Annotated in this window: 23 protein-coding genes; 12 read left to right on the forward strand and 11 right to left on the reverse strand. The window is 47.5% G+C overall.

Annotated features, from left to right (window positions below; translation table 11 throughout):
- Window positions 1-4 precede the first annotated feature (4 nt).
- From QMA35_RS01260 to hemW, 3 genes are read left to right on the forward strand one after another with little or no spacing between them, the layout of a single operon-like run.
- On the forward strand, window positions 5-448 hold the full coding sequence (locus tag QMA35_RS01260) for a DUF4426 domain-containing protein (RefSeq protein ID WP_281645309.1): 444 nt from the start codon (window positions 5-7) through the stop codon (window positions 446-448).
- Between the two features lie 26 nt (window positions 449-474).
- The gene (locus QMA35_RS01265; protein ID WP_281645310.1) at window positions 475-1,077 is read left to right on the forward strand and encodes an XTP/dITP diphosphatase; all 603 of its coding nucleotides are present in this window, start codon (window positions 475-477) and stop codon (window positions 1,075-1,077) included.
- Window positions 1,074-2,273 carry a radical SAM family heme chaperone HemW gene (hemW, locus tag QMA35_RS01270; RefSeq protein WP_281645311.1) on the forward strand — a complete coding sequence of 400 codons (1,200 nt, stop codon included), beginning with the start codon at window positions 1,074-1,076 and terminating at the stop codon, window positions 2,271-2,273. Before QMA35_RS01265 ends, hemW begins: the two co-directional genes overlap by 4 nt.
- Here hemW and QMA35_RS01275 read toward each other — a convergent pair.
- The 4 genes from QMA35_RS01275 to QMA35_RS01290 form a co-directional block, all read right to left on the reverse strand.
- Window positions 2,242-3,150, reverse strand: coding sequence for an endonuclease/exonuclease/phosphatase family protein (locus QMA35_RS01275; RefSeq protein ID WP_281645312.1), 909 nt, complete (start codon window positions 3,148-3,150; stop codon window positions 2,242-2,244). The two genes, hemW and QMA35_RS01275, sit on opposite strands and share 32 nt — an antisense overlap.
- A 44-nt stretch (window positions 3,151-3,194) precedes the next feature.
- Window positions 3,195-3,863, reverse strand: a complete 669-nt coding sequence (locus QMA35_RS01280; protein ID WP_281645313.1) for a thiol:disulfide interchange protein DsbA/DsbL — start codon at window positions 3,861-3,863, stop codon at window positions 3,195-3,197.
- A gap of 132 nt (window positions 3,864-3,995) precedes the next feature.
- On the reverse strand, window positions 3,996-4,601 hold the full coding sequence (locus QMA35_RS01285; protein WP_281645314.1) for a c-type cytochrome: 606 nt from the start codon (window positions 4,599-4,601) through the stop codon (window positions 3,996-3,998).
- A gap of 54 nt (window positions 4,602-4,655) precedes the next feature.
- Window positions 4,656-4,961: a c-type cytochrome gene (locus QMA35_RS01290; protein ID WP_281645315.1), complete on the reverse strand. Its 306-nt coding sequence runs from the start codon at window positions 4,959-4,961 to the stop codon at window positions 4,656-4,658.
- Between the two features lie 231 nt (window positions 4,962-5,192).
- On the opposite strand from QMA35_RS01290, the gene yihA reads away from it, so the two are divergent.
- A complete protein-coding gene (yihA, locus tag QMA35_RS01295; protein ID WP_281645316.1) occupies window positions 5,193-5,858 on the forward strand; it encodes a ribosome biogenesis GTP-binding protein YihA/YsxC in 666 nt (221 codons plus the stop codon).
- Between the two features lie 264 nt (window positions 5,859-6,122).
- Here yihA and QMA35_RS01300 read toward each other — a convergent pair whose 3' ends face one another.
- Entirely contained in the window at window positions 6,123-7,487 is a 1,365-nt protein-coding gene (locus QMA35_RS01300) for a hypothetical protein (RefSeq protein ID WP_281645317.1), read from the reverse strand.
- Between the two features lie 103 nt (window positions 7,488-7,590).
- On the reverse strand, window positions 7,591-10,404 hold the full coding sequence (gene polA / locus QMA35_RS01305; RefSeq protein WP_281645318.1) for a DNA polymerase I: 2,814 nt from the start codon (window positions 10,402-10,404) through the stop codon (window positions 7,591-7,593).
- Window positions 10,405-10,665: 261 nt separating this feature from the next.
- Between polA and QMA35_RS01310 the strand changes: the two genes are divergently transcribed.
- The 8 genes from QMA35_RS01310 to QMA35_RS01345 all read left to right on the forward strand — a co-directional run bounded on the left by QMA35_RS01310 (window position 10,666) and on the right by QMA35_RS01345 (window position 18,045).
- A complete protein-coding gene (locus QMA35_RS01310) occupies window positions 10,666-11,097 on the forward strand; it encodes a DUF2782 domain-containing protein (RefSeq protein ID WP_281645319.1) in 432 nt (143 codons plus the stop codon).
- Window positions 11,098-11,140: 43 nt separating this feature from the next.
- On the forward strand, window positions 11,141-12,136 hold the full coding sequence (locus tag QMA35_RS01315) for a homoserine kinase (RefSeq protein ID WP_281645320.1): 996 nt from the start codon (window positions 11,141-11,143) through the stop codon (window positions 12,134-12,136).
- Window positions 12,137-12,200: 64 nt separating this feature from the next.
- Complete coding sequence (locus QMA35_RS01320; RefSeq protein ID WP_281645321.1) at window positions 12,201-13,457, forward strand: hypothetical protein; 1,257 nt, start codon at window positions 12,201-12,203, stop codon at window positions 13,455-13,457.
- A 28-nt stretch (window positions 13,458-13,485) separates the two neighbouring features.
- Complete coding sequence (locus QMA35_RS01325) at window positions 13,486-15,303, forward strand: hypothetical protein (protein ID WP_281645322.1); 1,818 nt, start codon at window positions 13,486-13,488, stop codon at window positions 15,301-15,303.
- Window positions 15,304-15,380: 77 nt separating this feature from the next.
- Complete coding sequence (locus QMA35_RS01330) at window positions 15,381-15,896, forward strand: Fur family transcriptional regulator (RefSeq protein WP_281645323.1); 516 nt, start codon at window positions 15,381-15,383, stop codon at window positions 15,894-15,896.
- A complete protein-coding gene (gene znuC, locus QMA35_RS01335; protein ID WP_281645324.1) occupies window positions 15,889-16,680 on the forward strand; it encodes a zinc ABC transporter ATP-binding protein ZnuC in 792 nt (263 codons plus the stop codon). The genes QMA35_RS01330 and znuC overlap by 8 nt, the downstream gene beginning before the upstream one ends.
- The gene (gene znuB / locus QMA35_RS01340; RefSeq protein ID WP_281645325.1) at window positions 16,677-17,489 is read left to right on the forward strand and encodes a zinc ABC transporter permease subunit ZnuB; all 813 of its coding nucleotides are present in this window, start codon (window positions 16,677-16,679) and stop codon (window positions 17,487-17,489) included. The genes znuC and znuB overlap by 4 nt, the downstream gene beginning before the upstream one ends.
- A gap of 7 nt (window positions 17,490-17,496) precedes the next feature.
- Entirely contained in the window at window positions 17,497-18,045 is a 549-nt protein-coding gene (locus tag QMA35_RS01345) for a hypothetical protein (protein ID WP_281645326.1), read from the forward strand.
- A 218-nt stretch (window positions 18,046-18,263) separates the two neighbouring features.
- Here QMA35_RS01345 and QMA35_RS01350 read toward each other — a convergent pair whose 3' ends face one another.
- The 5 genes from QMA35_RS01350 to QMA35_RS01370 form a co-directional block, all read right to left on the reverse strand.
- The gene (locus QMA35_RS01350) at window positions 18,264-19,676 is read right to left on the reverse strand and encodes a hypothetical protein (protein WP_281645327.1); all 1,413 of its coding nucleotides are present in this window, start codon (window positions 19,674-19,676) and stop codon (window positions 18,264-18,266) included.
- A 69-nt stretch (window positions 19,677-19,745) separates the two neighbouring features.
- Entirely contained in the window at window positions 19,746-20,612 is an 867-nt protein-coding gene (locus QMA35_RS01355; protein WP_281645328.1) for an alpha/beta hydrolase, read from the reverse strand.
- Window positions 20,613-20,871: 259 nt separating this feature from the next.
- A complete protein-coding gene (locus QMA35_RS01360) occupies window positions 20,872-21,516 on the reverse strand; it encodes an SCO family protein (RefSeq protein WP_281645329.1) in 645 nt (214 codons plus the stop codon).
- Window positions 21,517-21,536: 20 nt separating this feature from the next.
- Window positions 21,537-22,442, reverse strand: a complete 906-nt coding sequence (gene cyoE / locus QMA35_RS01365) for a heme o synthase (protein ID WP_281645330.1) — start codon at window positions 22,440-22,442, stop codon at window positions 21,537-21,539.
- Window positions 22,443-22,513: 71 nt separating this feature from the next.
- Window positions 22,514-23,530 carry a COX15/CtaA family protein gene (locus tag QMA35_RS01370; protein ID WP_281645331.1) on the reverse strand — a complete coding sequence of 339 codons (1,017 nt, stop codon included), beginning with the start codon at window positions 23,528-23,530 and terminating at the stop codon, window positions 22,514-22,516.
- Window positions 23,531-23,533 lie beyond the last annotated feature (3 nt).

The following is a 23,533-nucleotide window of genomic DNA, read 5'->3' on the forward strand; positions in this document are numbered from 1 at the left end:
GTCTATGAACACCGCATATTTAAATATCTTTAAACGTCTATTCACACTGGTATGTATGGGCTTGGCTCTATCTGGCACGGCGAAAGCTGCAGAAAAGTCATTCGGCGATTACGTAGTTCATTACAACGCCTTTAACAGTACGTTTCTGCTCCCAAATGTGGCCAAGGCGTACGGCATTGAACGCTCTCCAAAACTTGGATTGATCAACACTTCCGTATTGAAGAACGGCAAGTCGGTCAAAGCTAAAGTGGCTGTGGAGTCTGCCAACCTTATGGCGCAGAAAAAGAATTTGAAAACCTGGCTGGTTGATGAAGGTGACGCTATGTATTACCTGTCCTCCTTCAAGTTTACCCATGATGAATTGCTACACTTCACCATCCAGGTGCAGCCTGAGGGCAGCAATCTTCGGGAAACAGTGAAGTTCAGCCAGAAATTTTACAAAGACTAGACTGCAAAAGCAGTTAAGAGATAAGAATGTCCGAAATCGTTATCGCCACAGGAAACCTTGGCAAGCTTGCTGAATTCAGAGAGATGCTGGCACCTCTCGATATCAAAATTTATCCACAGAGTGACTTTCAGGCTGGCAGCGTTGAAGAAACTGGCCTGACTTTTGTCGAGAATGCCATTCTCAAAGCCCGCCATGCCTCCCGTGTATCCGGTCTGCCAGCTGTTGCCGACGATTCCGGTTTGGAGGTTGATTTCCTGAAAAATGCACCGGGCATTTACTCAGCCCGCTTTGCTGGTGAAACTGCCACCGATTACGACAATATTGAGAAACTGCTGAAAGAACTTAGCGGTGTACCTACAGAGAAACGCTCTGCTCGCTTTCAGTGTCTGCTTGTTTACTTACGCCATGCTGATGATCCAACTCCTTTGATCTGCCAGGGAACCTGGGAAGGTTACATTCTGGAAGAGCCCAGAGGCGAACATGGTTTTGGTTATGACCCGGTGTTCTTTGTTCCAGAAAGTCACTGTGCTTCTGCAGAGCTCGAACCTAAGGAAAAGAATCGTTTGAGCCACCGAGCGAAAGCTATGACGCTCCTGCTGAAAAAGCTGGAAGAGCAGAAAACTCAGTGACACTCTTTCCAACTTCCACAGAAATACAAACTCAGGAGCTGCAACTGCCGCCCCTGAGCCTTTATATCCACGTTCCCTGGTGTATTCGCAAATGCCCCTACTGTGACTTTAACTCCCATCAGGCGGATAAAGCACAAAACAACGAAGGGCATCTTCCCGAACAACAATATGTTCGAACTTTGCTGAACGATCTGACTCAAGAAGCTGAAATTGTTCAGGGTAGGGAGCTGCACAGCATATTTATTGGTGGTGGAACGCCGAGCCTGCTCAGCCCGGAATCATACGAACAGCTGTTCTCTGGTCTTAAAGAACAACTGACGTTCAGCTCAGGCATGGAAATCACCATGGAGGCGAATCCGGGCACTTTTGAGCAGGAGCGCTTTAACGGCTTTCGAAATGTTGGCATCAACAGATTGTCTATTGGCATTCAGAGTTTTGACGACAAGTGTCTGAAAGAGCTTGGCCGTATTCATTCCGGTGACGAAGCCCAGCGAGCCATGGCTATGGCTCGGGCAGCCGGATTCGAGAACATTAATCTAGACCTTATGCACGGTTTGCCGGGGCAATCAGAAGCGATGGCGATGGATGATCTTGCTAAAGCTATTGCACTTAAACCGGAACATTTGTCGTGGTACCAGCTCACCGTTGAGCCCAATACTGTCTTCTGGACTAAGCCACCCAAACTTCCAGAAGACGACACCCTGTGGTCAATTCAGGAAAACGGTCAAGCTTTTCTTGCCAAACATGGTTACCAACAGTACGAAGTTTCCGCTTACAGTCAGGAGGGAAAACAATCCCGTCATAACCTGAACTACTGGCAATTTGGTGACTTTATTGGCATTGGCGCTGGAGCTCACGGGAAAATCACCGATCTAACAACCGGAACAATTCGAAGAAACTGGAAAACCCGCCTTCCGGCAGATTATCTCAACCCAGAAAAATCATTTTTAGCAGGTGAAAGACTTCTTGAAAAAGATGAGCTGCCGCTGGAGTTTATGATGAACGCTCTTCGCTTGCGTAATGGTGTTGCAACAGAACTCTATGAGCAGCGTACTGGCCTACCACTGAAAGATTTAGAGAGTTCTTTAATTAAACTGCGCAGTCTGGAGTTAATGGTTAACAATCCTGAACGAATTCAGCCATCGGAAAAAGGCAGCCTTTTCCTTAATGAGCTGTTGGAACACTTTTGCTCTTAATCGTCAGCTCTTCCGGTAGGTCTATTTCTACCGCTATAGGCAGATGATCAGACTGGGGAAAGTTCAGAACCGAAAAGGTTTTCGCCCTCAGGCTGGAGCTGAGCAGGATATGATCCAATGACTTGCTTGGTTTCCAGCTTGGGAATGTATGAACATCCATAGATGCACTGTGTAGACCTGCTCCGGCAAGGGGAGAATCTCCCAGCAGTTGTCCCGCATGAGTATTCATATCTCCCATAAGAACAACATGCTCATAGCTTCCCATTAAACGACGTATGTAAGACAGTTGAATATCCCGCCCATGCTTATTCAAAGCAAGATGCATCACCACAACAAGCAGAGGGTTGTTTTCTCCCAGTTCCAGAGCAATAGCGCCACGTCCGGGAATCAGTCCGGGTAATTTATGATCTTCCAGTTGTTCGGGCCGGACACGGGTCAATATTCCATTACTGTGTTTGGCAATATGCCCCAGATCGCGATTGAGTTGCTGATACCACCAGGGAAAGTTTCCTCTATGGGCGAGGTATTCAATCTGATTGATAAACCCGCTGCGAAGACTCCCACCATCTGCTTCCTGTAGTGCAACAAAATCATAGTCGAAAACAAGTCGGGCTATACGGTCGAGGTTCTTTTGGCGCGCGAAAGACGGAAAAACATGCTGCCAGCTGCGGGTGACATAATGGCCATACTGCTGAGTGGTAATGCCTACCTGAATATTAAAACTCAATAACCGAAGAGTGCTCAGTTCTTTCAAACCTTCGCCTTCATCGTGAAACAGGGAGGTTGCAACATCCTCCCGAGTAAAACCTCGTCCACGGCTATAACTGCGTTCATGAATATGCCGGGTTATGAAACCCTGAACCGTTTTCAACGGCATAAATCACACGGCCTTGGTGTCGCTCGTATCCGACACCTGTCATTTTATTTGGCTACAGGAACAGCTTTCTTTTCTGCGACAGCTTTCTCTGCCCTGATTTTCTCAATCAGAAAATCAGAAATCTTTAACATATTCTCCAAACCACCAGCCATGGCAGGATCAACAACATAACGATTGTCCACAATTATGGCTGGCACTCCCATAAGCTGGGCTCCCCGGGTAATAGCACTGGCTTTTTGCGCCTGATTTCGGATCCCGAATGAATCATATATACGCCCAAAATCAGCTTCTTTCACCCCAAATCTTTGTTTCAGGAATTCGGCTATATCTTTCTCTTTATCCAGCCGCTTGCCCTGCTTCTGTACTGCGTCAAAAATCACAAAGTGCGCTTGTTCCAGCAAGTTCATCTCTTCAAGGGCATAAAATAACTGCGCATGAGCCTGCCAGGGCTTTCCAAATATGACTGGAATTTCAGCGGTTTCCACATCCTTTCCAAGACCCTTTTTCCAGCCCTCCTGTATCTTTGCCAGATCAAAACAGTGTGGACAGCCGTACCAAAACACTGTTTCCACCTCAATTTTTCCCAGAATTCCGACAACAGGTAATGGCTGTTTAAGACGTTTGTAATCAACGCCTTCGCGATACCCAGCGGGAGCCGCCAGCAAAGGTAAACTTAATAAAGCCAGAAAAATTACAGGCAGCAGTCTTGGCATTCTTTCCCCCAATGAAGAACAAAACACAGAAGCGATTCCGGTTATTTTAAATTAGCAGGAAAACGTAGATTTGATGGAGGAGAAAGAGGGGGAGATGTGGCGAAGCCTGAACAGGCTCCGCCGCAAAGAGAATTAACGCAACCCGCTGATATAGCTGCTCAGAGCATCAACCTGCTTGTTACTGAGCTTTTCTGCGATATCTCGCATGATCCGTGTATCACCATCATTTACGCGATCACCTTCACGGAAGTCACGCAGCTGCTTCGCCAGGTAAGCAGGGTGCTGGCCAGCAAGCATTGGGAATTTCGCTAAAGAGTTACCCTTGCCAGTTGGCGCATGACAGGCAGTACAGGCTGGAATGCCTTTCTCAACATCACCGCCACGATAGAGCTGTTCGCCAACAGCAACAGAAGACTCTCTAGCTACACCGAGAGGAGCAGCCTGGCTGGCATAAAAGGCTGAGATATCGGCAATATCCTGATCGCTCAGGTTATCAACCATACCGGTCATCTCCACAACCTTGCGCTCGCCACTCTTAATATCGGAAATCTGCTTAATCAGATAGCCTTCACCCTGCCCGGCAAGGCTGGGAAAGTTTGGCGCAATACTTACCCCAGTTGCACCATGACAGGCTGTACATACGGCTATTTTAGCTTTACCGGCTGTAGCGTCCCCAGCAGCCGCAGCGTAGCCAGTCCACCCCAGACCTACCAGCAAACAAACAATAAACTTTTTCATCAACACAACCCGGCTCCGGTTATTTTTTATCCGATTTTTCTTGCTCAGCTCGGTTTACTGAGAGCTGGACATATAGCTTATGACCGCTTGGTAATCTTCAGGGCTACAGTCCATACACATTCCCCGTGGCGGCATAGCCCCAACCCCTTTGATGACACTTTGAACGAGAGTATCCATGCCCTTTTTCAGCCTTGGCTCCCAGTTCTCGGCATTGCCTTTGCGCGGAGCATTGGCGATTCCTGCATCATGACAAACTCGGCAAGATGTCTGGTAAATCTGTTCCGGCGCTTTTTGCGCCATCCCCGTTTGGGCTGCAAGAAGAGCCGCAAGGAAAAAGGTCGTTCTCGTTATTATCTTCATAGGAGCCTCACCAGGCCTCCGATGTTTCAACCACCGGCAACTCTGTTGCCACAGGCCGTAACACTCATGAGGCAGGCATTTTTCTTTATTTATCATGCACTTCTTCGTGCAGAGAGCTGTTTTTATATACCAGCTCGCACTAAGGCTGGGTCATTATATACTATGCACTCTGTAAATCTGAACTCGGCTGTTCGTAGAAACGCCAGAAAACACTGAGAAAAGAGCTATTTAATGCCAAAAACCACCACCTCCCTCAACTATCGCACGGCCAGTTTCCTGATCAGCGCCGCGCGTCTGGACCAGTGTCCGCCGGCTACAGCCAGGGAGGTTGCCTTTGCCGGACGCTCTAATGCCGGTAAGTCGAGTGCACTGAACGCCCTGACTGGTTCCAACAAACTGGCCAGAACCAGTAAAACGCCTGGCCGTACACAGTTGCTAAATTTTTTTGAAGTTGACGAAGAACATCGCCTTGTAGACTTACCTGGCTACGGATACGCAAAAGTTCCTGAAAAGATGAAGCTGGAATGGCAAAAGCATCTAGGAGCTTACCTTGAGCAGCGTGAATGTCTGGTTGGGGTGGTGCTCTTAATTGATATTCGTCACCCATTGAAAGAGTTTGACCAGATGATGATCGACTGGTCTATTTCCAGCGAGATGCCTCTGCACATCCTTTTAACCAAGAGTGACAAACTCAAATATGGCGCTGCAAAAGCAGCCCTGCAGAAGTTACGAAATCACCTTAAGGACCATCAGGATCTGATTACTCTACAAATGTTCTCATCTCTGAAGAAAAGCGGCGTAGATGAACTTTCAGCTCGTCTTGATAGCTGGCTCTGTCAGGAGTTTGAACAAGAGGAAGAGTTCGTTGAAGCTGAAACTGGGAATGTAACAGACTAAGACTAAAGATCTAGATCTTAGAAAATACTCTAAAAAAACGGGCAAAAAAAACTCCGGCATCTTGGGGGAGGGATGGCCGGAGTTAAGTCTTCTTTTTTACCCCCAGAGCACACACTTCTCTGAAGGTACAACACCAAACACACAAGGAGTTTCAAGCATTCTCTCAACGCTCATATACTCTGACCATGATGTTAGGAAAAAGTTCATTTTTTTTAGAACTTTTTTCCAAAAACATGGCAACCCCTTGGATATGAAGGACTCCAACTAGTTCCCAGAACCCGATCCTCCATACTCTAGCCCTAAATAAAGAAACATTCGGGCTACAAAACTTTTCAGAGCCTCAAAGGCAACCTTTGGCTTCCCTCTCTCCCGCCCGGGAATCTGGTGGGCTCCCAACTGTGCCAATGCGATCTTTATGTCATCCATATAATGGTCCGATGTATTCAGCCACATCTCGGGAATCGCCACATCGGAAGTATGGTTACGATCAACCAATAAATAGCCTTTCTCTCCTGTAGAAAAAACAGCCATACGTCCTTCAGGAGCCACTGCTCCCGAAAGAGGTACGATGCTAACAGGCTGACGAACCTGCCTCTGGGAAACAAATGCAGAAAGAGCACCAAGCACTGGTTCAGTAAGAGGGAAAATTAAAGCATCAAAACCCAGCTGCCACCCCTCTGGCCATTCTCTATTGATAAGCCACTCTGTCAGCCATACAGGTTCAATTACACTCTCTTCCTGAATGTCAAGTGGCAGTTCAGTTTCTGACAACATACGATCATGTCGCCACAACTGTACAAACATCGCGTGCCGGTTGCTGGCAGGGCGGAGGCGAACCGAAGTAATACGTTCATTGCGGCAGTTCAGCAAAAGATTAATCCAACTGGCCTCAAGGGTATTTGGCAAATCGGGAGCAGGATTATGTTGATCAATATAAATCACCAGTTCACCGTGCTTTCGACTGCCACTTCCTGATACTCTCAAAACCAGCTCTATAAACTGATCCAGATTTTCCGATGCAAAATGTATCTGACGACGGCCTTCATACTGTGTTCCCATCTGAGCCCGAAGATCTTTCCAGTGCACTCCCAGAAGAGACGCATGACCAACAGGAAACCAAGTCATCTGGCGCCACCAGGACCATTGATGCCCTGATGCGTAATAGTTCAGGGCATTTGTTCCGCTCCGCAAAGCCCAATCCCAGCCGTTATGGGACTGGGCATAATCCACGGCAGTTTGCATACCGAAAGAAACAAAAGGTCGACTGGCATTGCCAAACGTGTTGATCAGCCCCTGACCAACCAGAAACATAAGAACAAGCGAAGCAATACCCAGAGACTCTTCTTCCCCAAGACGAACAACAGAGTCCTGCACAGTCCAGGGGTGATCGGCGAACTCATACCGTTTGTTAAAGGGGAGACGGTTCAAAATAAGGTTTTCACCGCAAATACCGCCTCCACAAAAATACTCCGAAGAAGAAATATCCGCAGGGTTTCTGTTCTTCGTCGACGCATGTAGAGGAGTGCTGTTTGCTAACCCGGGGAAAATAAGAATAAAAAAACAAAGTGGCAAAAAACAAAGTGGCAGCCATCGGAGCCATTTCTGGTCAGGAACTTTTAAACCCGGCATGTCACTACTCCTTCAGCGAAAGGGGCAAAAGTATAGTGAAAATAAAAGAGTGGATTCACAAAAGAACCCCGAAAGCACTGCTCCCGGGGCTTACAGAGGGAACTTAGTGAGCTTCGTCCCAGTTGTCACCGATACCGGCATCAACAACCAGAGGTACATCGAGAGTCACCGCTGAAGACATGTGCTCTTTTAAACCTGCAACCACGCAGTCCAGCTGGTCTTCCCGTACTTCTAAAACCAGTTCATCGTGTACCTGCATTATGATACGAGCGTCGTAGGTTTCTTCCTGCAACCAGTTATCCACAGAGATCATTGCTGCTTTAATAATATCCGCAGCCGTTCCCTGCATAGGAGCATTTATAGCCGTACGCTCTGCTGCCTGCTGGCGCATTTTGTTTCGGGCATTAATTTCCGGCAGGTGTAGTCTCCGACCGGACAAGGTTTCCACATAACCCTGTTCATGAGCCAGAGCGCGAGTCTGATCCATATAGCTTTGTACTCCGGGATAACGAGCAAAGTACAACTCTACATACTTCTGAGCATCGCCACGGGGAATCCCCAGCTGCTTAGCCAAACCAAAGGCAGACATACCGTAAATCAGACCGAAGTTAATCGCTTTCGCACTGCGGCGCTGATCTGCAGTTACTTCATCAAGAGCAACACCAAATACTTCCGCGGCTGTGGCTTTGTGTACATCCAACCCTTCAGAGAAGGCATTCAGCAACCCTTTGTCGCCTGAAAGATGCGCCATAATACGCAGTTCGATCTGGGAGTAATCTGCGGCCACCAGTTTATAACCTGGCTTAGTAACAAATGCCTGACGAATACGGCGACCTTCCCCAGAACGCACCGGAATATTTTGCAGGTTGGGATCAGAAGACGACAAACGTCCTGTAGCAGTCACGGCCTGATGATAAGAAGTATGAACACGCCCGGTAGAAGGCTTGATCATCTGAGGGAGCTTATCGGTATAAGTGGACTTCAGCTTGCTCAGGCTTCTATGTTCAAGAATTAGCCTTGGCAATTCATAATTATTTGCCAGTTCCACCAACACGTCTTCAGCGGTGGAAGGTTGCCCCTTGGGAGTTTTCTTAATAACCGGAAGGCACTGCTTTTCGAACAACAAAACCTGAAGCTGCTTGGGAGAGGAAAGGTTGAACTCTTCTCCAGCTTCCTTCCATGCCTGGCTCTGAATCTCCTGAAGTCGTTCGCCAATTTCCAGACTCTGTTGACCTAGTCGGTTGGCATCAATCAAAGCGCCATTGCGTTCAATACGAGAAAGAATGGGGACGAGAGGAAGTTCAAAGCTGTTGAAAACATCCACCAGCTTTGGGTGTTTCTCAAGTTGTGGCCAGAGAGCCTGATGCAAACGAAGAGTAATATCGGCATCTTCTGCAGCGTAAGGGCCAGCCTGCTCCAGAGCAATCTGGTTAAAGGTCAGCTGCTTGGCACCTTTACCGGCAATATCCTCAAAGTGAACGGTATCTACACCCAGATATTTCTTCGCCAGACTATCCATATCGTGGCGGGTACCGGTGGAATCCAGCACATACGACTCCAGCATGGTATCAAAGGCAATGCCTTTCAGGTCGATATCATAACGAGCCAGAACACTACGATCGTATTTCAGGTTCTGCCCAACTTTAGGGTGTTTATCGTTTTCCAGCAGAGGCTTGAGGGCTTCAAGAACAGCGTCTCTATCCAGCTGTTTGGGCGCATCCAGATAATCGTGGGCCAGAGGAACATAAGCAGCCTTGCCCGCTTCAACAGCAAAAGAAACACCAACAATGTCGGCTTCCATATAATCCAGGCTGGTTGTTTCCGTATCAAAGGCAAACAATTCAGCAGACTTCAACTGCTCCAGCCAGAAATCAAAACGCTCCTGCTCCAGAATAGTTTCATAACTGGTTTCGATGGCTGCAGGTATTTCGATTTCATCATCCACTTCAACAGAAGCCGGAGCAGAAGAAGCGGCTGATGTTTTAGCTGGCTTGTCAGAACTACCACTCTTCAGCTCTTTAACCCAGCCACGAAACTCCAGCTCTTCAAAGTACTTCAGCAGCTGATCTTTATCTTCTTCACTGGGAACAAGATCATCAAGAGTACAACCCAGATCCAGATCGGTACGGATTGTTGCCAGCTCATAAGACAGATAAGCCTGCTCTTTATTGTCTTCCAGCTTTTTGCCCATGGTCTTTGAACCACGAAAACCAAGCTCTGCCACTTTATCAATATTGGCGTAAATAGTGTCCAGGCCACCCAACCCCTGTAGCAAAGCCAGTGCTGTTTTGTTACCGACACCCGGAACACCAGGAATGTTATCAACCTTGTCTCCCATCAGAGCCAGGAAGTCGATTATCAATTCTGGGCCGATACCAAATTTTTCATGAACACCAGGAATATCCATTACATAGTTGGACATAGTGTTCACCAGGGTCACATGGTCGTTTACCAGCTGAGCCAGATCTTTATCACCGGTTGAAATAACTGTTTTACGGTTGGCTTCTGTAGCCCTTGTAGCAAGGGTTCCGATCACGTCATCAGCTTCAACACCTTCAATCACCAGCATTGGCATACTGGTTGCGCGAATAATTTCGTAGAGTGGCTCAACCTGACAACGCAAATCATCAGGCATTGGAGGGCGTTGGGCTTTGTATTCCGGATAAATATCATCCCGGAAGGTTTTCCCTTTCGCATCAAATATCACTACAACCGTGCTGCCCGGATAATCCGCTTGCAGTCGACGCAACATACCAACAACACCTTTCACAGCGCCGGTTGGCATGCCTTTAGAATTGGTCAGTGGCGGAAGGGCGTGAAAGGCTCTGTAGAGATAGGATGAGCCATCGACAAGGACCAGAGGTTTCTGATCGTGCCCCTCTTCAGTGAGACCGGTGGAGTCTTGTAGATCAGTCATTGTCTTCCTTGTTGTTCCCAACTTATGTTTTCCACCTAAAGTTGCTTACCCGCTCACGAAGATAAACATCAAAAGAGGTGCCATTTAAAGATTCGTTTCAGTGATTAATCCGGTCGCTATCCCGCGATAGTTGAAGGTAGAATGACCGCGGGCAAACACCGGTTCGGGCTATTCTAGACCAGCACGCTTTGCACAGACACCTGTCTGACTGTGTGAATTGAGAAATTACCATCCCGGCCGGTCATTTATTGGGGTAAAAACATGAACAGACTCACCAGGGCTTTTGCGACTTCACTTTTTATAGTGGCTCCAGCCTTTACTGGGTTAAGTGGCTGCAGTACTTTGTCTTCTCCTGAGAATGAGCAGACAGAGGCTGGTATTCAGCCACCAGTGGCCATTCCGGGGGTTAAGTCTGTTCAGCCTGAAGACCCCAAACTGGCACTGCCAACACCGGAGCCGGATTTTGATCCGGATGCTCTGGAAAACCTGCCCGCCGGTACCGATATCATTATCCGCCCAGGAAAAGAACGCACCATCCAGGAATATCGGGTGAATGGTGTTCTTTACTCAATAAAGGTGATTCCTAAAGTCGGGAAGCCCTACTATCTGGTTGCCGTCGATAACACCGGCAACTTTATGCGTTCCAACAGACCACAAATGCTGATCCCCAGCTGGAAAATTCTGGAATGGTAATAACCATCCGCCAATAACAAACCAGGAGCCAGGATAAACAATAATGTCAGTGTATACACAGCTCTCTCACAAGGATTTTTGCAGTTTCCTTTCCCTCTACGATCAGGGAGAGCTGATTAGCTGGAAAGGCATTGAAGCCGGTATTGAAAATACAAATTACTTTGTGAACACAAAGCGCTCAGGCTCTGGCGAACACAATTTTGTTCTAACAATCTTTGAGTATCTGCCCAAAGAGCGGCTTCCGTTCTTTATCCAGTTTATGGAATTGCTGGCAGACTCCGGGTTGCCAGTCCCAGCTCCGGTTCACGGGTTGGATGACCAACCTCTACGTGAGATCAAAGGAAAGCCCTGCATGTTGCAGCCCCGCTTGCCCGGTCATCATGTAGACCCTGCCGATCTGACAATCACCCAATGTCAGGCTATTGGTGAAAACCTTGCCCGTATTCACGTTGCTGGAATAGGAGCAACATTCTCTCAGGATGATTTGCGGGGCATGGAGTGGATTAACAAGCAGATCAACCGGCTCTCACTCTTACTTCCAAATGAAGAAGCTGAGCTGCAAGCCTCCCAGTGGAAGGACATTACCACCGGGCTGGCCGCTGAACCTGATCTGCCACAAGGCCTTATCCATGCTGACCTGTTTGTAGATAACGTACTGTTTGAAGGAGAACAGGTCACCGGCATGATCGACTTTTTCCAGTCCTGCAAAGGCTGGTTACTTTATGATGTGGCAGTGACTGTGAATGACTGGTGCCGCCAGCCTGACTCTCTTGAGCTGGATGCAGCCCGAACTGAAGCATTTCTTAAGGCTTACAATGCTGTTCGCCCTTTCACCGATAGCGAAAAACGCTGCTGGCATCTGATGCACAGGCTGGCCTGCCTGCGATTCTGGATTTCCCGGCTGTTAACCTACACCTATCCAGAAGATCCTGCTGAGGATGATCAGGATGAGGTTATCCGGCATTTCAAGGACCCTGATGAGTTCCGGGATATGCTGGAATTGCGTACAGAAAAGTCTTTTTGCCTGACGCTGCCATAACCGTAAAAAAACATTTACTCCTGCCGATAAAGTCTTGGATTTCCAAGGCTTTACAGGCGGGCTGATGACGCCATTTTCCTCCAGCCGACAACGAAAAATGAGTCTGCCCGATTTTCTGAGCTTCCAGAAACACAGGCAGTGCCGCCCTGAAAGAGCCTTTCTGCACGATTATCCCTACTGGAAAACCCCAGATGGCAGAGTCCTCTGGCTGGATACACGCAGACCCCATCAGGAGTATATAGTCAGAGCCAGCTCTCTTGAGGAGTTTTATCGCAAGGATATTATCCGTGGAGGAGTAGCCCTGCTGGATAACTACCTTCCGCCAGCAAAGAGCGACACTCCCATTCTCAAACGCAGAGCCAAACACAGAAAAGCTGTTAAGCAGCTGTCAGCCAAACCTACGCATGACTCCAGCTCTTCTGAGTATTCACTCCTTAGTGAAACAGGCCGTGAATCCCGTAAAGTTCATACTGCTAAACACTCCCACAGATACCATCGCCGGTCCGCACGAGATAATTCACTAGAACAGAAACTAAAGACTCCACCAATAAAGCCACTGACAGATCAGGAATTTCACCAGGCAATTAACGATCTATCCCTGGAGAAAACAGCCAAAAACTCAAAACCGGTAGCTAGAGCCAAACAAGAATTAAGGTTGGAAGAAAGCAACCGGGAAGCTATGCGGGGCTCTCTGGTAGAAAGAGTTCGTTACTTCCTTTCCAGAGCTTTGTCGGAAAAGCCACCTACAGAAGAACAAAGCGAACTGAACTGTCTGGGGATCAATGAGAAAGGGCACATTGTTCTCACCAAATCTCGTTGGTTTTCCTTCCTCTTTCCTAATGCTCATATCCATAACTTCATTAACATTTATAAAAAAGCTATAGGCAAGCACCTCAGCGCATTAAACAACATTCGTAAACTTTACGATTTACCACCTTTACATACGGAGCTCCCATGGAGGGAAGGGCAGTGCCACGCTGACGTCATCAGCACCCGGCTTCAGCATATAGAACAGGCCAACAGCACTGATTTTATGGAGCTGCTGAACATACATATTGAGCAAGCCTATTTCTTTCTTCTCCATCAGGAAGACAACCATCATGTTCCTCGAATTATTCAGGAGCAACTGATTCACATGGGCAAGTTGGTGGTTGACTGGATGACAACGGCTCCGGCAGAAGGTGAGCTGATTATTCAGTATTACCAGAAAGCCCTGAGCAGCCTGAGCAATGATCCTAAAATCCGCAAACGTTGCCCTGTACTGACTCACAAAATTATGGGCTGTGCACAGTCTATTCTTGAGATACAGATTCGAGATTGATTCTCCAAGGATTGGAGCGAGACAAAATATGCCAATTAAAAGTTCTATCGAATCACGGTCACTTGCTGAATTTTATGAATTCTACGATAAAAATAAGGGGCAATTCCGCACAGGCAAAAACTCTATTCTCTCGGAAAAACACCATCTAGAAACCAAGGATGGAGGGGTCGTTTACCTCACCACCGAAGGAACGATTAGAGTTGTATCAATAGCTGAAGCTTATGACAGGGATGAGTCGATATTAAAAAGTTCCTGTGACCTGCTACAAAGAGCAAGCGACCCAAAACTTAGAAGCCGGGAGATACAAATAACAAATTCAGCTCCTGCCGGGCTCACTCATCACGTATTGGAACCACCCACTAAACCCCTTAAAAAACAGTACAATGAAGCAGCTATACATGAAATAAAGTTCCCACCGCCATCAAAGGAAGCTTTAAAGAACGAGAATTCAGAAGAAACTTCATCCTCTCGAAAAATGAAATCTCTGTCATCCGTAACTTCTTCTGAGGATGATACAACCATACACTCGCCTATTGTTTCTACAACCTCTCCAACGGTGGTTCACACTCTTCGCTCGCCATCATTACTATCTTCACCCTCCAGCTCCAGTTCCAGCTCCAGCTCCAGCTCCAGCTCCAGCTCCAGCTCCAGCTCCAGCTCCAGCGAAGACTCCGATGCTGAGCTCCTTACAACAAGAGAAGTTGTGAGTGATTCTGGGCGAGAACAATCCCCCAAACCAAAACGTAAAAAGAAACGTCAATCTTCCAAAAAAATCTCGAGAACCAAAGGTTACTCATCAGATTCTGATTCAGGTACAGAAGTCGAACACAAAAGACGTGTAAAAGCGCACTCCGTTCCAAAAGTATCCCTGCAACAATGGCGGGAGCAAAGAGAATCAGAAACGAAAAAAACCATCGAGTTCACCAGATCAGAGTCCGTAACAGACAAGCAGAATCAAGCTGAAACGGAATTTCTCCGGCAGTTAAATATTCTTCTGGAAGAGCAGGGTCATAGAACCCCGGAAGAGGAAGAAGCATACCGCCCTCTCGTTTACGGTGCTCTTGTTGACCCGGAAGTTGGGGTTACCTGGCCTCAGGATAACTATGAACACTTTAATTTCGACAAGTTAGCTATCGATACCAGTAAACTTTCTAAAGAAACCATCAACGCCCATATGCGCCGCGCTGCCAGAAAACTTCGGGCTCACAGGCTTCACACCCATGAACAAGTCGACGATAAACGAACCATTCTGTTAAGGCGGTTAAATGAAGAACGGGCCGTAATGAAAACGTTTTGTAACAACCGCGGAGTCACAGCAGAAAAACTTTCACAATGGGTAAGTGGTTACACACCTGAACGATTAGAAGATCTGGTATTCAAAACGAATCAAACAATGGATTCTGGCACCACACCAAGTGACGATCTCACTCGCCAGGAAAAGCTTGAACAGGATATGAGGCTTATTGAGCTGCTTTCCAGCACCTTAGAAAAGCAGACAGACTACAAATCACGATACTCAAAGGTAGACTTCGTCCCCTATAAGCCCGTTAAAAACACAACTATCTGGGCTGATCTTGAACAAATGACCACAAACACTTCATCCTCTGAAGCCTCCCACCTCGGAGAAAGCGCAACCTACGTATTCTCTAAAAAAGATGTGGAAGATTTTCGGGCTCATTTCACCAGCAGGCTGGCAAAGGAGTCTCCTACGAAGGTGTCCAAAAAAGCTATGATGATGTCCTACCCATTTGATGATTACGAAGAGCGATTAAAGCGCATGAATCGTATGAAAAAACGGATGGAAAGAAGGGAGTGGGAACGATCACAGAAAGTGCACACTTCATAACGAACCCTTTCACTCCTTTCCCTACACATATTCAAGAATGTTATATTATATCCTTCCACATTCTTGAGATATTCTGAGTGACCACCACTGTCGAACCTGTCCTCCACGAGAGTAGGGCCTACACAGCTCACGACCATACTACCTGCATAAACTCGGCTCTGGAGCGTGCCACTGTTATCTGCCAGGAAAAAGGGCAACGCTTAACAGCTCTGCGCAAACAGGTTCTCGAACTGGTCTGGCAAAGTCACAAACCTGTGGGGGCTTATGATGTTCTGGCTATGCTTTCCAAAGGTCAGGAGCGCCCTGCTGCACCTCCAACGGTGTACAGAGCTCTCGACTTTCTGCTGGAACAAGGGCTGATTCACAGGATTGCCTCCCTGAATGCCTTTATTGGCTGCAGCTGCCCCGATACGCCCCACGCTGGCGTCTTTCTGATCTGTGAAAAATGCCGCACAACCCGTGAACTGGATAGTCACGATAATATCCAAAACCTCAAGAATGCTGCTGACAGTACAGGCTTTAAAACCAGTAAGACCCTTATCGAAATAAGCGGTCTCTGCCCCTGTTGTCAGGAGGAGGCTTCCGATGAGTGAAGCCCTGCTGTCCCTGGATGATGTTCAGGTTGCCTTTCATGGGCGAACAGTTCTGGACAATGTTTGTCTGAACCTGAATAAAGGTGAAATTGTTACCCTGATTGGCCCCAATGGAGCAGGGAAAACAACACTGGTTCGAATAGTTCTCGACCTGTTAAAACCTTCCCGCGGCACCCGAAAAGTTCAGCAGAACCTGCGTATTGGCTATATGCCACAAAAGCTTCAGATTGAGCCGACAATGCCTCTGACTGTTGGTCGATTTCTTAGCCTTGCGGGAGCGAATAAAAGGGAAATTCAGAAAGCCCTTTCAAGAACACTTTCTCAAGCCAGAATAGGGCAACTTATCAACAACCCTATTCAAAACCTTTCTGGTGGCGAAATGCAGCGCGTTCTTCTGGCCAGAGCGCTTCTGCGTAAGCCCAATCTGCTGGTTCTGGATGAACCGGTTCAGGGCGTGGATGTTACCGGTCAGCGCGAGCTTTACAAACTGATAGCAGAGTTGAGAGACGAAACCGATTGTGGAGTGCTAATGGTTTCTCACGATCTGCACTTAGTGATGGCAGCAACAGACAATGTTATCTGCCTGAATAATCATATTTGCTGTTCCGGGCATCCCAGCCAGGTTAGCCAGCATCCTGCCTATCTCCGCCTGTTTGGAGGGGAGTCTGATGAGTTGGCAGTGTACAGCCATCACCATGACCACAACCATGCTCTGGATGGACATGTGATTGGCAGATGCGGCCATTCCCACAGCGCTGAAAACAACAACACAGATTCTTTATGATTGATTTATTTCTTTATCCCTTGCTGGCAGGCCTTGGCGTTGCTCTGGTTGCTGGTCCATTAGGCACTTTTGTTGTCTGGCGTCGTATGGCGTACTTTGGTGAAACCCTTTCCCATTCGGCACTGCTTGGTGTTGCACTCGGCTTTCTTCTGCAAATAGATCTGAACCTTTCTGTGGCTGTGGTTTGTTTTGTTCTGGCTCTGCTGCTTGTCTGGCTTCAGCAGAAAAAGATGATGGCTACCGATACTTTACTTGGCATTCTGGCTCATAGTTCTCTCAGCCTTGGCTTGGTTGTGGTTAGCCTGCTCGGGGCAGTGCGTGTCGATATGATGGCGTATCTGTTTGGTGACCTATTAGCAGTTGGTGCTTCTGATCTGTTCTGGATATATGGTGGAGGTGTTGTTGTTCTAGGGCTGCTAGCACGGTTCTGGACTCCACTGATTTCAATAACTGTTCACGAAGAACTGGCTCAAGTTGAAGGGGTGCCTGTTGAACGCATACGTTTGTTGCTGATGATGTTAATAGCTCTGGTTATTGCCGTAGCGATGAAGATTGTTGGCGTACTACTGATTACTTCCCTTCTGATTATCCCCGCCGCAACCGCACAGCGTTTGGCTAAATCCCCAGAGCAGATGGCTATTGGCGCAAGCATTCTGGGCATGTTATCTGTAACCGGCGGCATGTGGGCTTCCCTGACCTGGGATACGCCAACCGGCCCATCAGTCGTTGTGTGTGGCGCAATGCTGTTCCTGCTGGTAATGTCTGCCTCAGCGCTCACAGGAACCCAACACAGACGTCAGGTATCTTAATCAGAATATGAATCGACTGCCGTTTTTACCATTGATGGTTTTGCTTTTTCTTGCAGGTTGCCAAACTGCTCCACAGTATTCAAACCCAAACCAGTACAGTGCAACCGGACCGGTGATTTCAGCTATTGAAGCAGATATTACTGCTAACCGCCTGACCCGGCCGACTGGCAACAACGCCATGGAGAAAATTCATCGTCTGGAATTGATTTCCCCTAATGACCCGCTGGCAGAAAAGTATCGTGAAAAGATTGCCAGACAACTGGTAAAACTGGGACAAAAAGCATTTCTGGATAAGAAGTATTACCGGGCAAAAGTACTGGCTTTACGTGCTTTAGATGTTTCTCCAGCCTATCCAGATGCGGGATACATTCTTGATGCAATAAGAGAAGCCCAAAAACCTTTGTCTGCTCCCGTTTCATCAGGCCTTCCTACAGAAATTGTTGATATTGAGCAGGTTTCAGCACCAGCGTCAGTGGGCATAATTACGGTTACTGTTCCAGATGTTCAGGGAACAGTTGAAGACTTGGCTCCAATAACCACAGAGCAAATTGACTGATGAAAATAGAAGCTTCTTTCTGAAGTGACAGGCAACTCAATTCTGATCCGGTGAAGGCTGCAGATAACCTTCTGCCAAACGTAATCCAAGACCATTTCCTTTTATAGAACGGCGCCTTTCCAATCAGGAAAAGCGCTTGAATACATTTTCACGCGCATGAACAGATATACCCGCTTCAGTATCAGTCACCTTCAACACAGACTGCCCATTGGAAACTTCTAAACTGATAGACCGGAAAAGAACTCTCCCAAAAACTCTCTGACAATTAATGTTTTTCTGGTTTCATCACCGCTTCTCTGCACAGGTTTCCAGCCAAGTTTTTTTAATAGCTCCGCCCTGACTTCTTTATTAGACCTTATCAGGGCATCCATATCCTTTATGGTTATTCTTTCCAACTCCCGATAAAGATCTCCCTCTCTAACATTAATCGCCTTATCATCAGCTTCATGTTTCAAGTTAAATACCGGCAGTGCCATACAGTGCATCTGATCCATGACCATGCATGCTCTTTGCATAGGCTTGTCCTGATTGTTTAAAGCTGCCTCAAGCATGGCTGCAACGTTTATGGCGTAAGCATTATGGCTTGAAGGCATGTCTTTACTTAATAAGCCCGCAGCTGGCATCCCTGATAGTACCTGCTGCCCTTTATGCAACCAGTCCTTGAACCACTCTGGCGTCTCCTGCGCCTCAAAAGCATCTGTCAATTTAAAAGCCAAACCAGTCAATACTGTCACTGTCGGCACGCTGACAAGCTCTCCGGCAGTGAGACCTACCATTTCATTCTTTTGCTGCAACATTGTGGCCAAAGCTTCCGGCGTTAGTTCCTGACCACAAAAATAAGTCGCCGTATCAATCGCATTGTAATTAACCAGAGATGATGTGGTGCTTTGAAAAACGCCACCCGGCAAATATTGCAGGATCATTTTCATCATTGCTCTGGCCTGCACAGGAGTGCGGGGTTCATCACTTTCGCTGTATGTTCTCATCAGCGTGTACAGATCATTACCACCCCAATCAGAAATCCATTCTCCGAATATCTCAGGCTGATTAACGGCTATAGCGAATAACAAGTGTCCACCACTACAAGCATCACTTTGCAGTACATTGTATAAGTCAGAGGTTTCGAGGTTTTCCAGAACTGGCAGAAAAACTTGTAGTAACTGGTTCAACTGATCAGACTGAAATGCTTTGAGTAATTCTTTTGTCTCTTCAGGATCGCCCTTCTGCATTGCAAGTAAGAGAGTTCCACCTTTTTGGGCGTCCTGTTCAAAAATCAGTTTTAACTGTTCTTGTGTGCATTTCATAAGGCTTTCGGGATTGGGTAGAAGATCGCTTTCGAGATAGAGGCCTGGTTGGTTTTTCTCCACATCTCTCAGCAAATGGCTGAAATACGTAACCATACTTGAGGGGTTCGTCGGGAGCAGGAGAGCACCTTTAGATCCCGAGGTGTCATAATCTGTCCACGTTTTTCCGTATCCAGCTTTTAGCTCTTTGGGAAGATACTTTTCAGGTATGCATTTTTGCACCAGATGCAGACAGGCCGTTTTCAAGTAGCTTTTGATATTTGCCGGAGAAAGCTTATGAGAAAGGCCACGAATCCCGTCGCCAGTCTTCTGCACAAGGAGCTTCATGGTATCTGGACCCGAGAAGGTGGAATACCATGAATATCGGCAGCAAGGGTTATAAAACCAGCCCTGAGCTTACAGCGCGTTTATAAAACGATTAATAACTTCAGAACACTTCTGGGGAGCTTCTTGAGGTACCATATGCCCGGCACCTTCCAGCTCAATCAACTGATGCTCTGGCTTTATTTTTTGCCACTTTCTCAGAGCATCCGACACAAGAACACCACTGGTAGCGCCCCGAATCCCCATAACCGGTACAGTTAAGGATTTCAACGCCGCCCAGACATAGGGAACAGTTCTGTAATTATGTGCTTCCCACTCACGCGGATAGGCTAGCCCAAAACCATCGCTCCTTTCAGAAATCCCAAAATCCCCAAAGTCTGACATAGCTTCCGGGGTAAAGGCTGAAAACGCTTTTTTGGGCTGGTGAAAGTCCACAGCTTCTTGCCGACTATTCCAGAAGTTCGGCCGCCGGTCCGCTATAGCGGCCATAGGATTAATCTTTGGACTGAGTTTTTGCAGAGATCGAAAGGTAAGCCATTTGGTAGTGGTAATAAAGACCGGATCAATCAGCACCAGTGCAGAAAACAAATCGGGTCTTTTAGCTGCCGCAAATGTTGTAGCCACAGCACCCAGGGAGTGCCCTATTCCAACAACAGGGCCTTTGTTTTGCCCCTCCAGGAAACAGATCAGATCATCCGCATAAATATGCCAGTGCATACTTTTATCAGGTAACCCTGCGCTTTCCCAGGTACCTCTGTGGCTTAAACCAAAAATATCTCCATCCAACTTATCGAGAAAGCTGCCGTAGGTTCTGAAAGGGTAGGCGTTGGCATGGTAGACATGGACAGGCCTTGTGGAGGAGTTTTCTCCCTCAAGGCTAAAGTAATGGGCGGGCTTATTATCGAGCTGAATATCCCGGCGAGATACGGTTGGCATCATGGCATTGTTATTCTTATCAAATCACTGACAATGAGATTCTCACAACGATTTCACCAAATAAATAGCAAACTCTACCACCGAGGTTGACTTGGAAATCCTGAAATAATTCGTCATTGGTTTTCTTTAACGGATTAAAAACAAATGATCTGGGAGTCCCATACCACACCACGCCCTGTTCACGCAGAGCGTCGGTGTCCAGAGTTGGCTGATGAGGGGCCGTCAGAAAGTGCGGTAAGATCCCGAGAAGTAAAAAGAATATCTAGAACGCCTGATCTACCTTCACCAAAGCATCTGCCAGCTCCTGAGGCTTAAAAGGGGGTCGTAGGAATCCTTGGTAATCACCCTTTGGATTAACCAGAACAACCTGAGCACTGTGCTCCACCAGGTAATCATCTGATTCTATATCTCCAACAATCTCAAACGCCACGTTCAGCTGTTGAGTTAAGGCTTTCAGGTTTGCAGAATCACCAGTCACCCCAACAAAATCCTTATCAAAGAAATCCACATATTGGGCAAGTTTGTCCGGTGTATCCCTCTGGGGGTCAACACTGACCAGTACCACGTTTACTTTCTGAGCAACCTCCGGGTTGATAGCTTTCAGCTCCTTCATCACCTGCGCAAGATTCGCTAGCGTGGCCGGGCAAATATCCGGACAGTAAGTAAACCCGAAGTACATCAAAGTCCAGGGGCCTTCCAGATCGGAAGCCTGAAAGGTTTCTCCGCTTGCTTTCTTTAACGGGTTAAATACAAATGTTCTGGGAGTCTCATACCAGACAACCCCCTGTTCACGCAGAGCTTCGGTATCCAGGGTTGGCTTTCCGTTGAACTTGTTAAATGTCAGACCTATTACCGCCAGAACAACCAGCGCCAAAATCAGAACCGTCTTGCGTACACCTGCATCCATTTATTTTTAACCTTTTCAACTTAACCCAGATAGAGATAGTGATCTGCCAGTAAAACCACGAACAACAACATCAGATAAGTGATGGAGTAGTGAAATGTTTTAATCGCCGCATGGGGGCGAGATTCTCGCAGCAACGCCACAGCCCAATACAAAAAGCGCAGACCAAGAGCCGATGCTCCCAACAGATAAATCATGCCGCTCATACCTGTCATCCACGGCATAAGGCTGACCAGCAGCAGAATCACGGTATAGAGAAGAATATGAAGTTTGGTGTAAGCCTCCCCGTGAGTTACCGGCAGCATAGGGATATCCGCTTTGGCATATTCTTCCTTGCGATGAATAGCCAGAGCCCAGAAGTGAGGTGGAGTCCAGGCAAAGATAATCAGAACCAACAACAAAGCATTACCGTGAAACTCGCCGGTTACAGCAGTCCAGCCAAGCAGGGGAGGTGCAGCACCAGCAATGCCACCAATCACAATATTCTGTGGAGTCGCACGTTTCAGGAACAGGGTATAAACGACAGCGTAACCAAGTAGAGAAGCCAGTGTGAGCCATGCTGTCAGTGGATTAACCATAGCCAGCAAAATACCCATACCAGCCACGCCAATCACCAGCGCAAAGAGCAGAGCATTCAGCGGTTCAACTTTGCCAGTTGCCACCGGGCGTTTCATGGTGCGAGCCATCACCGTATCTATACGACGATCAACAACATGATTGATCACTGCCGCAGAACCTGCACATAGAGCAATGCCAATGTTTCCCAAGAACAAAATATCCAAAGGAACCATGCCCGGTGTTGCCAGACACATGCCGATAACAACAGTCAGCACCATCAGAGCAACGACTTTCGGCTTACACAGCTCGAGGTAATCCCGCCAACCCGCAGGTTCAACTATAACCGTTTTGCTTGCTCGTGTTATTCCCATAACCTTCCACCTTTTATCCTTATTTTTATTATTCTTTCCGTGTGGTGACCAAGACTAAAACCTTTAAAGTTCTATGCCCGTTCTAACCTGAGCCGATAATTCAGTACTATGACTGAGACCAGCAACAAAGCTCCACCCAGATTATGTGCAACGGCAACCGAAAGAGGCAGATAAAAAATTATATTGCTCAACCCAAGGCACACCTGCAAAACAAGCGCTCCCAGCACAAAGCCATAAACTGGTTTTAAATTTCCCGCTCCACGCACAAGACCTTTTATGGTAAGAAACCCAAGCAGTAGCGTAGTTAGGATAGCGCCTATCCGATGCGCCATATGAATAGCAACACGGGCATCATTATCCATCTGCCCACCAAGATAGTTCGGACCGATAGATTGCATAACATCAAACCCTTCTGAGAAATCCATTGGTGGTAGATATTGCCCCTGGCAGGTTGGTAAATCCGGGCAGGCAAGAGCTGCATAGTTGGAACTTGTCCACCCTCCTAATGATATTTGGGCAACCACAACCAGCAATGCAGCAACAGCCAGCTTTTGAGGTTGGAAGATGGACGCAGAGAAAGCTCTAACTTTTTGCCACGCCCCCGACAATCGAAAAGTAAGCAGCGCCAGCAAACTTAACGTGGCAAAGCCTCCCAACAGATGAGCCGTTACCACTTGTGGCCAAAGCTTTAACGTCACTGTCCACATACCAAAAGCAGCCTGAAGAATAATCAACCCAAGGATAAACAGTGGAAGCTTCAGTGGCTGACCTTCAGCCTTTCGGTTTCGAACAGCGCTTACCGCAAGCCCAAGAACCAAAAGAAGTAATGAGCCCGCTACATAGCGATGAATCATTTCCGGCCAGCCCTTCTCAACCTCTACAGGGGCATCCGGAAAACGTTGTTCTGCAATCATGATTTCGCTTGCTGTCTCGGGCACAGTCAGGAAGCCATAACAACCTGGCCAATCGGGACAGCCCAATCCGGCGTGTACAAGCCGGGTCCAGGCACCGAGACCAACCACGACAATCGCGATTAATGTTGCGAAAGCTGCCAGCCAGAATCCGGGTTTACGATATGATGTCATCATACA

This window comes from Parendozoicomonas sp. Alg238-R29, from assembly GCF_947331445.1.
In the GTDB taxonomy this organism is placed as follows: Bacteria; Pseudomonadota; Gammaproteobacteria; order Pseudomonadales; family Endozoicomonadaceae; genus Sansalvadorimonas.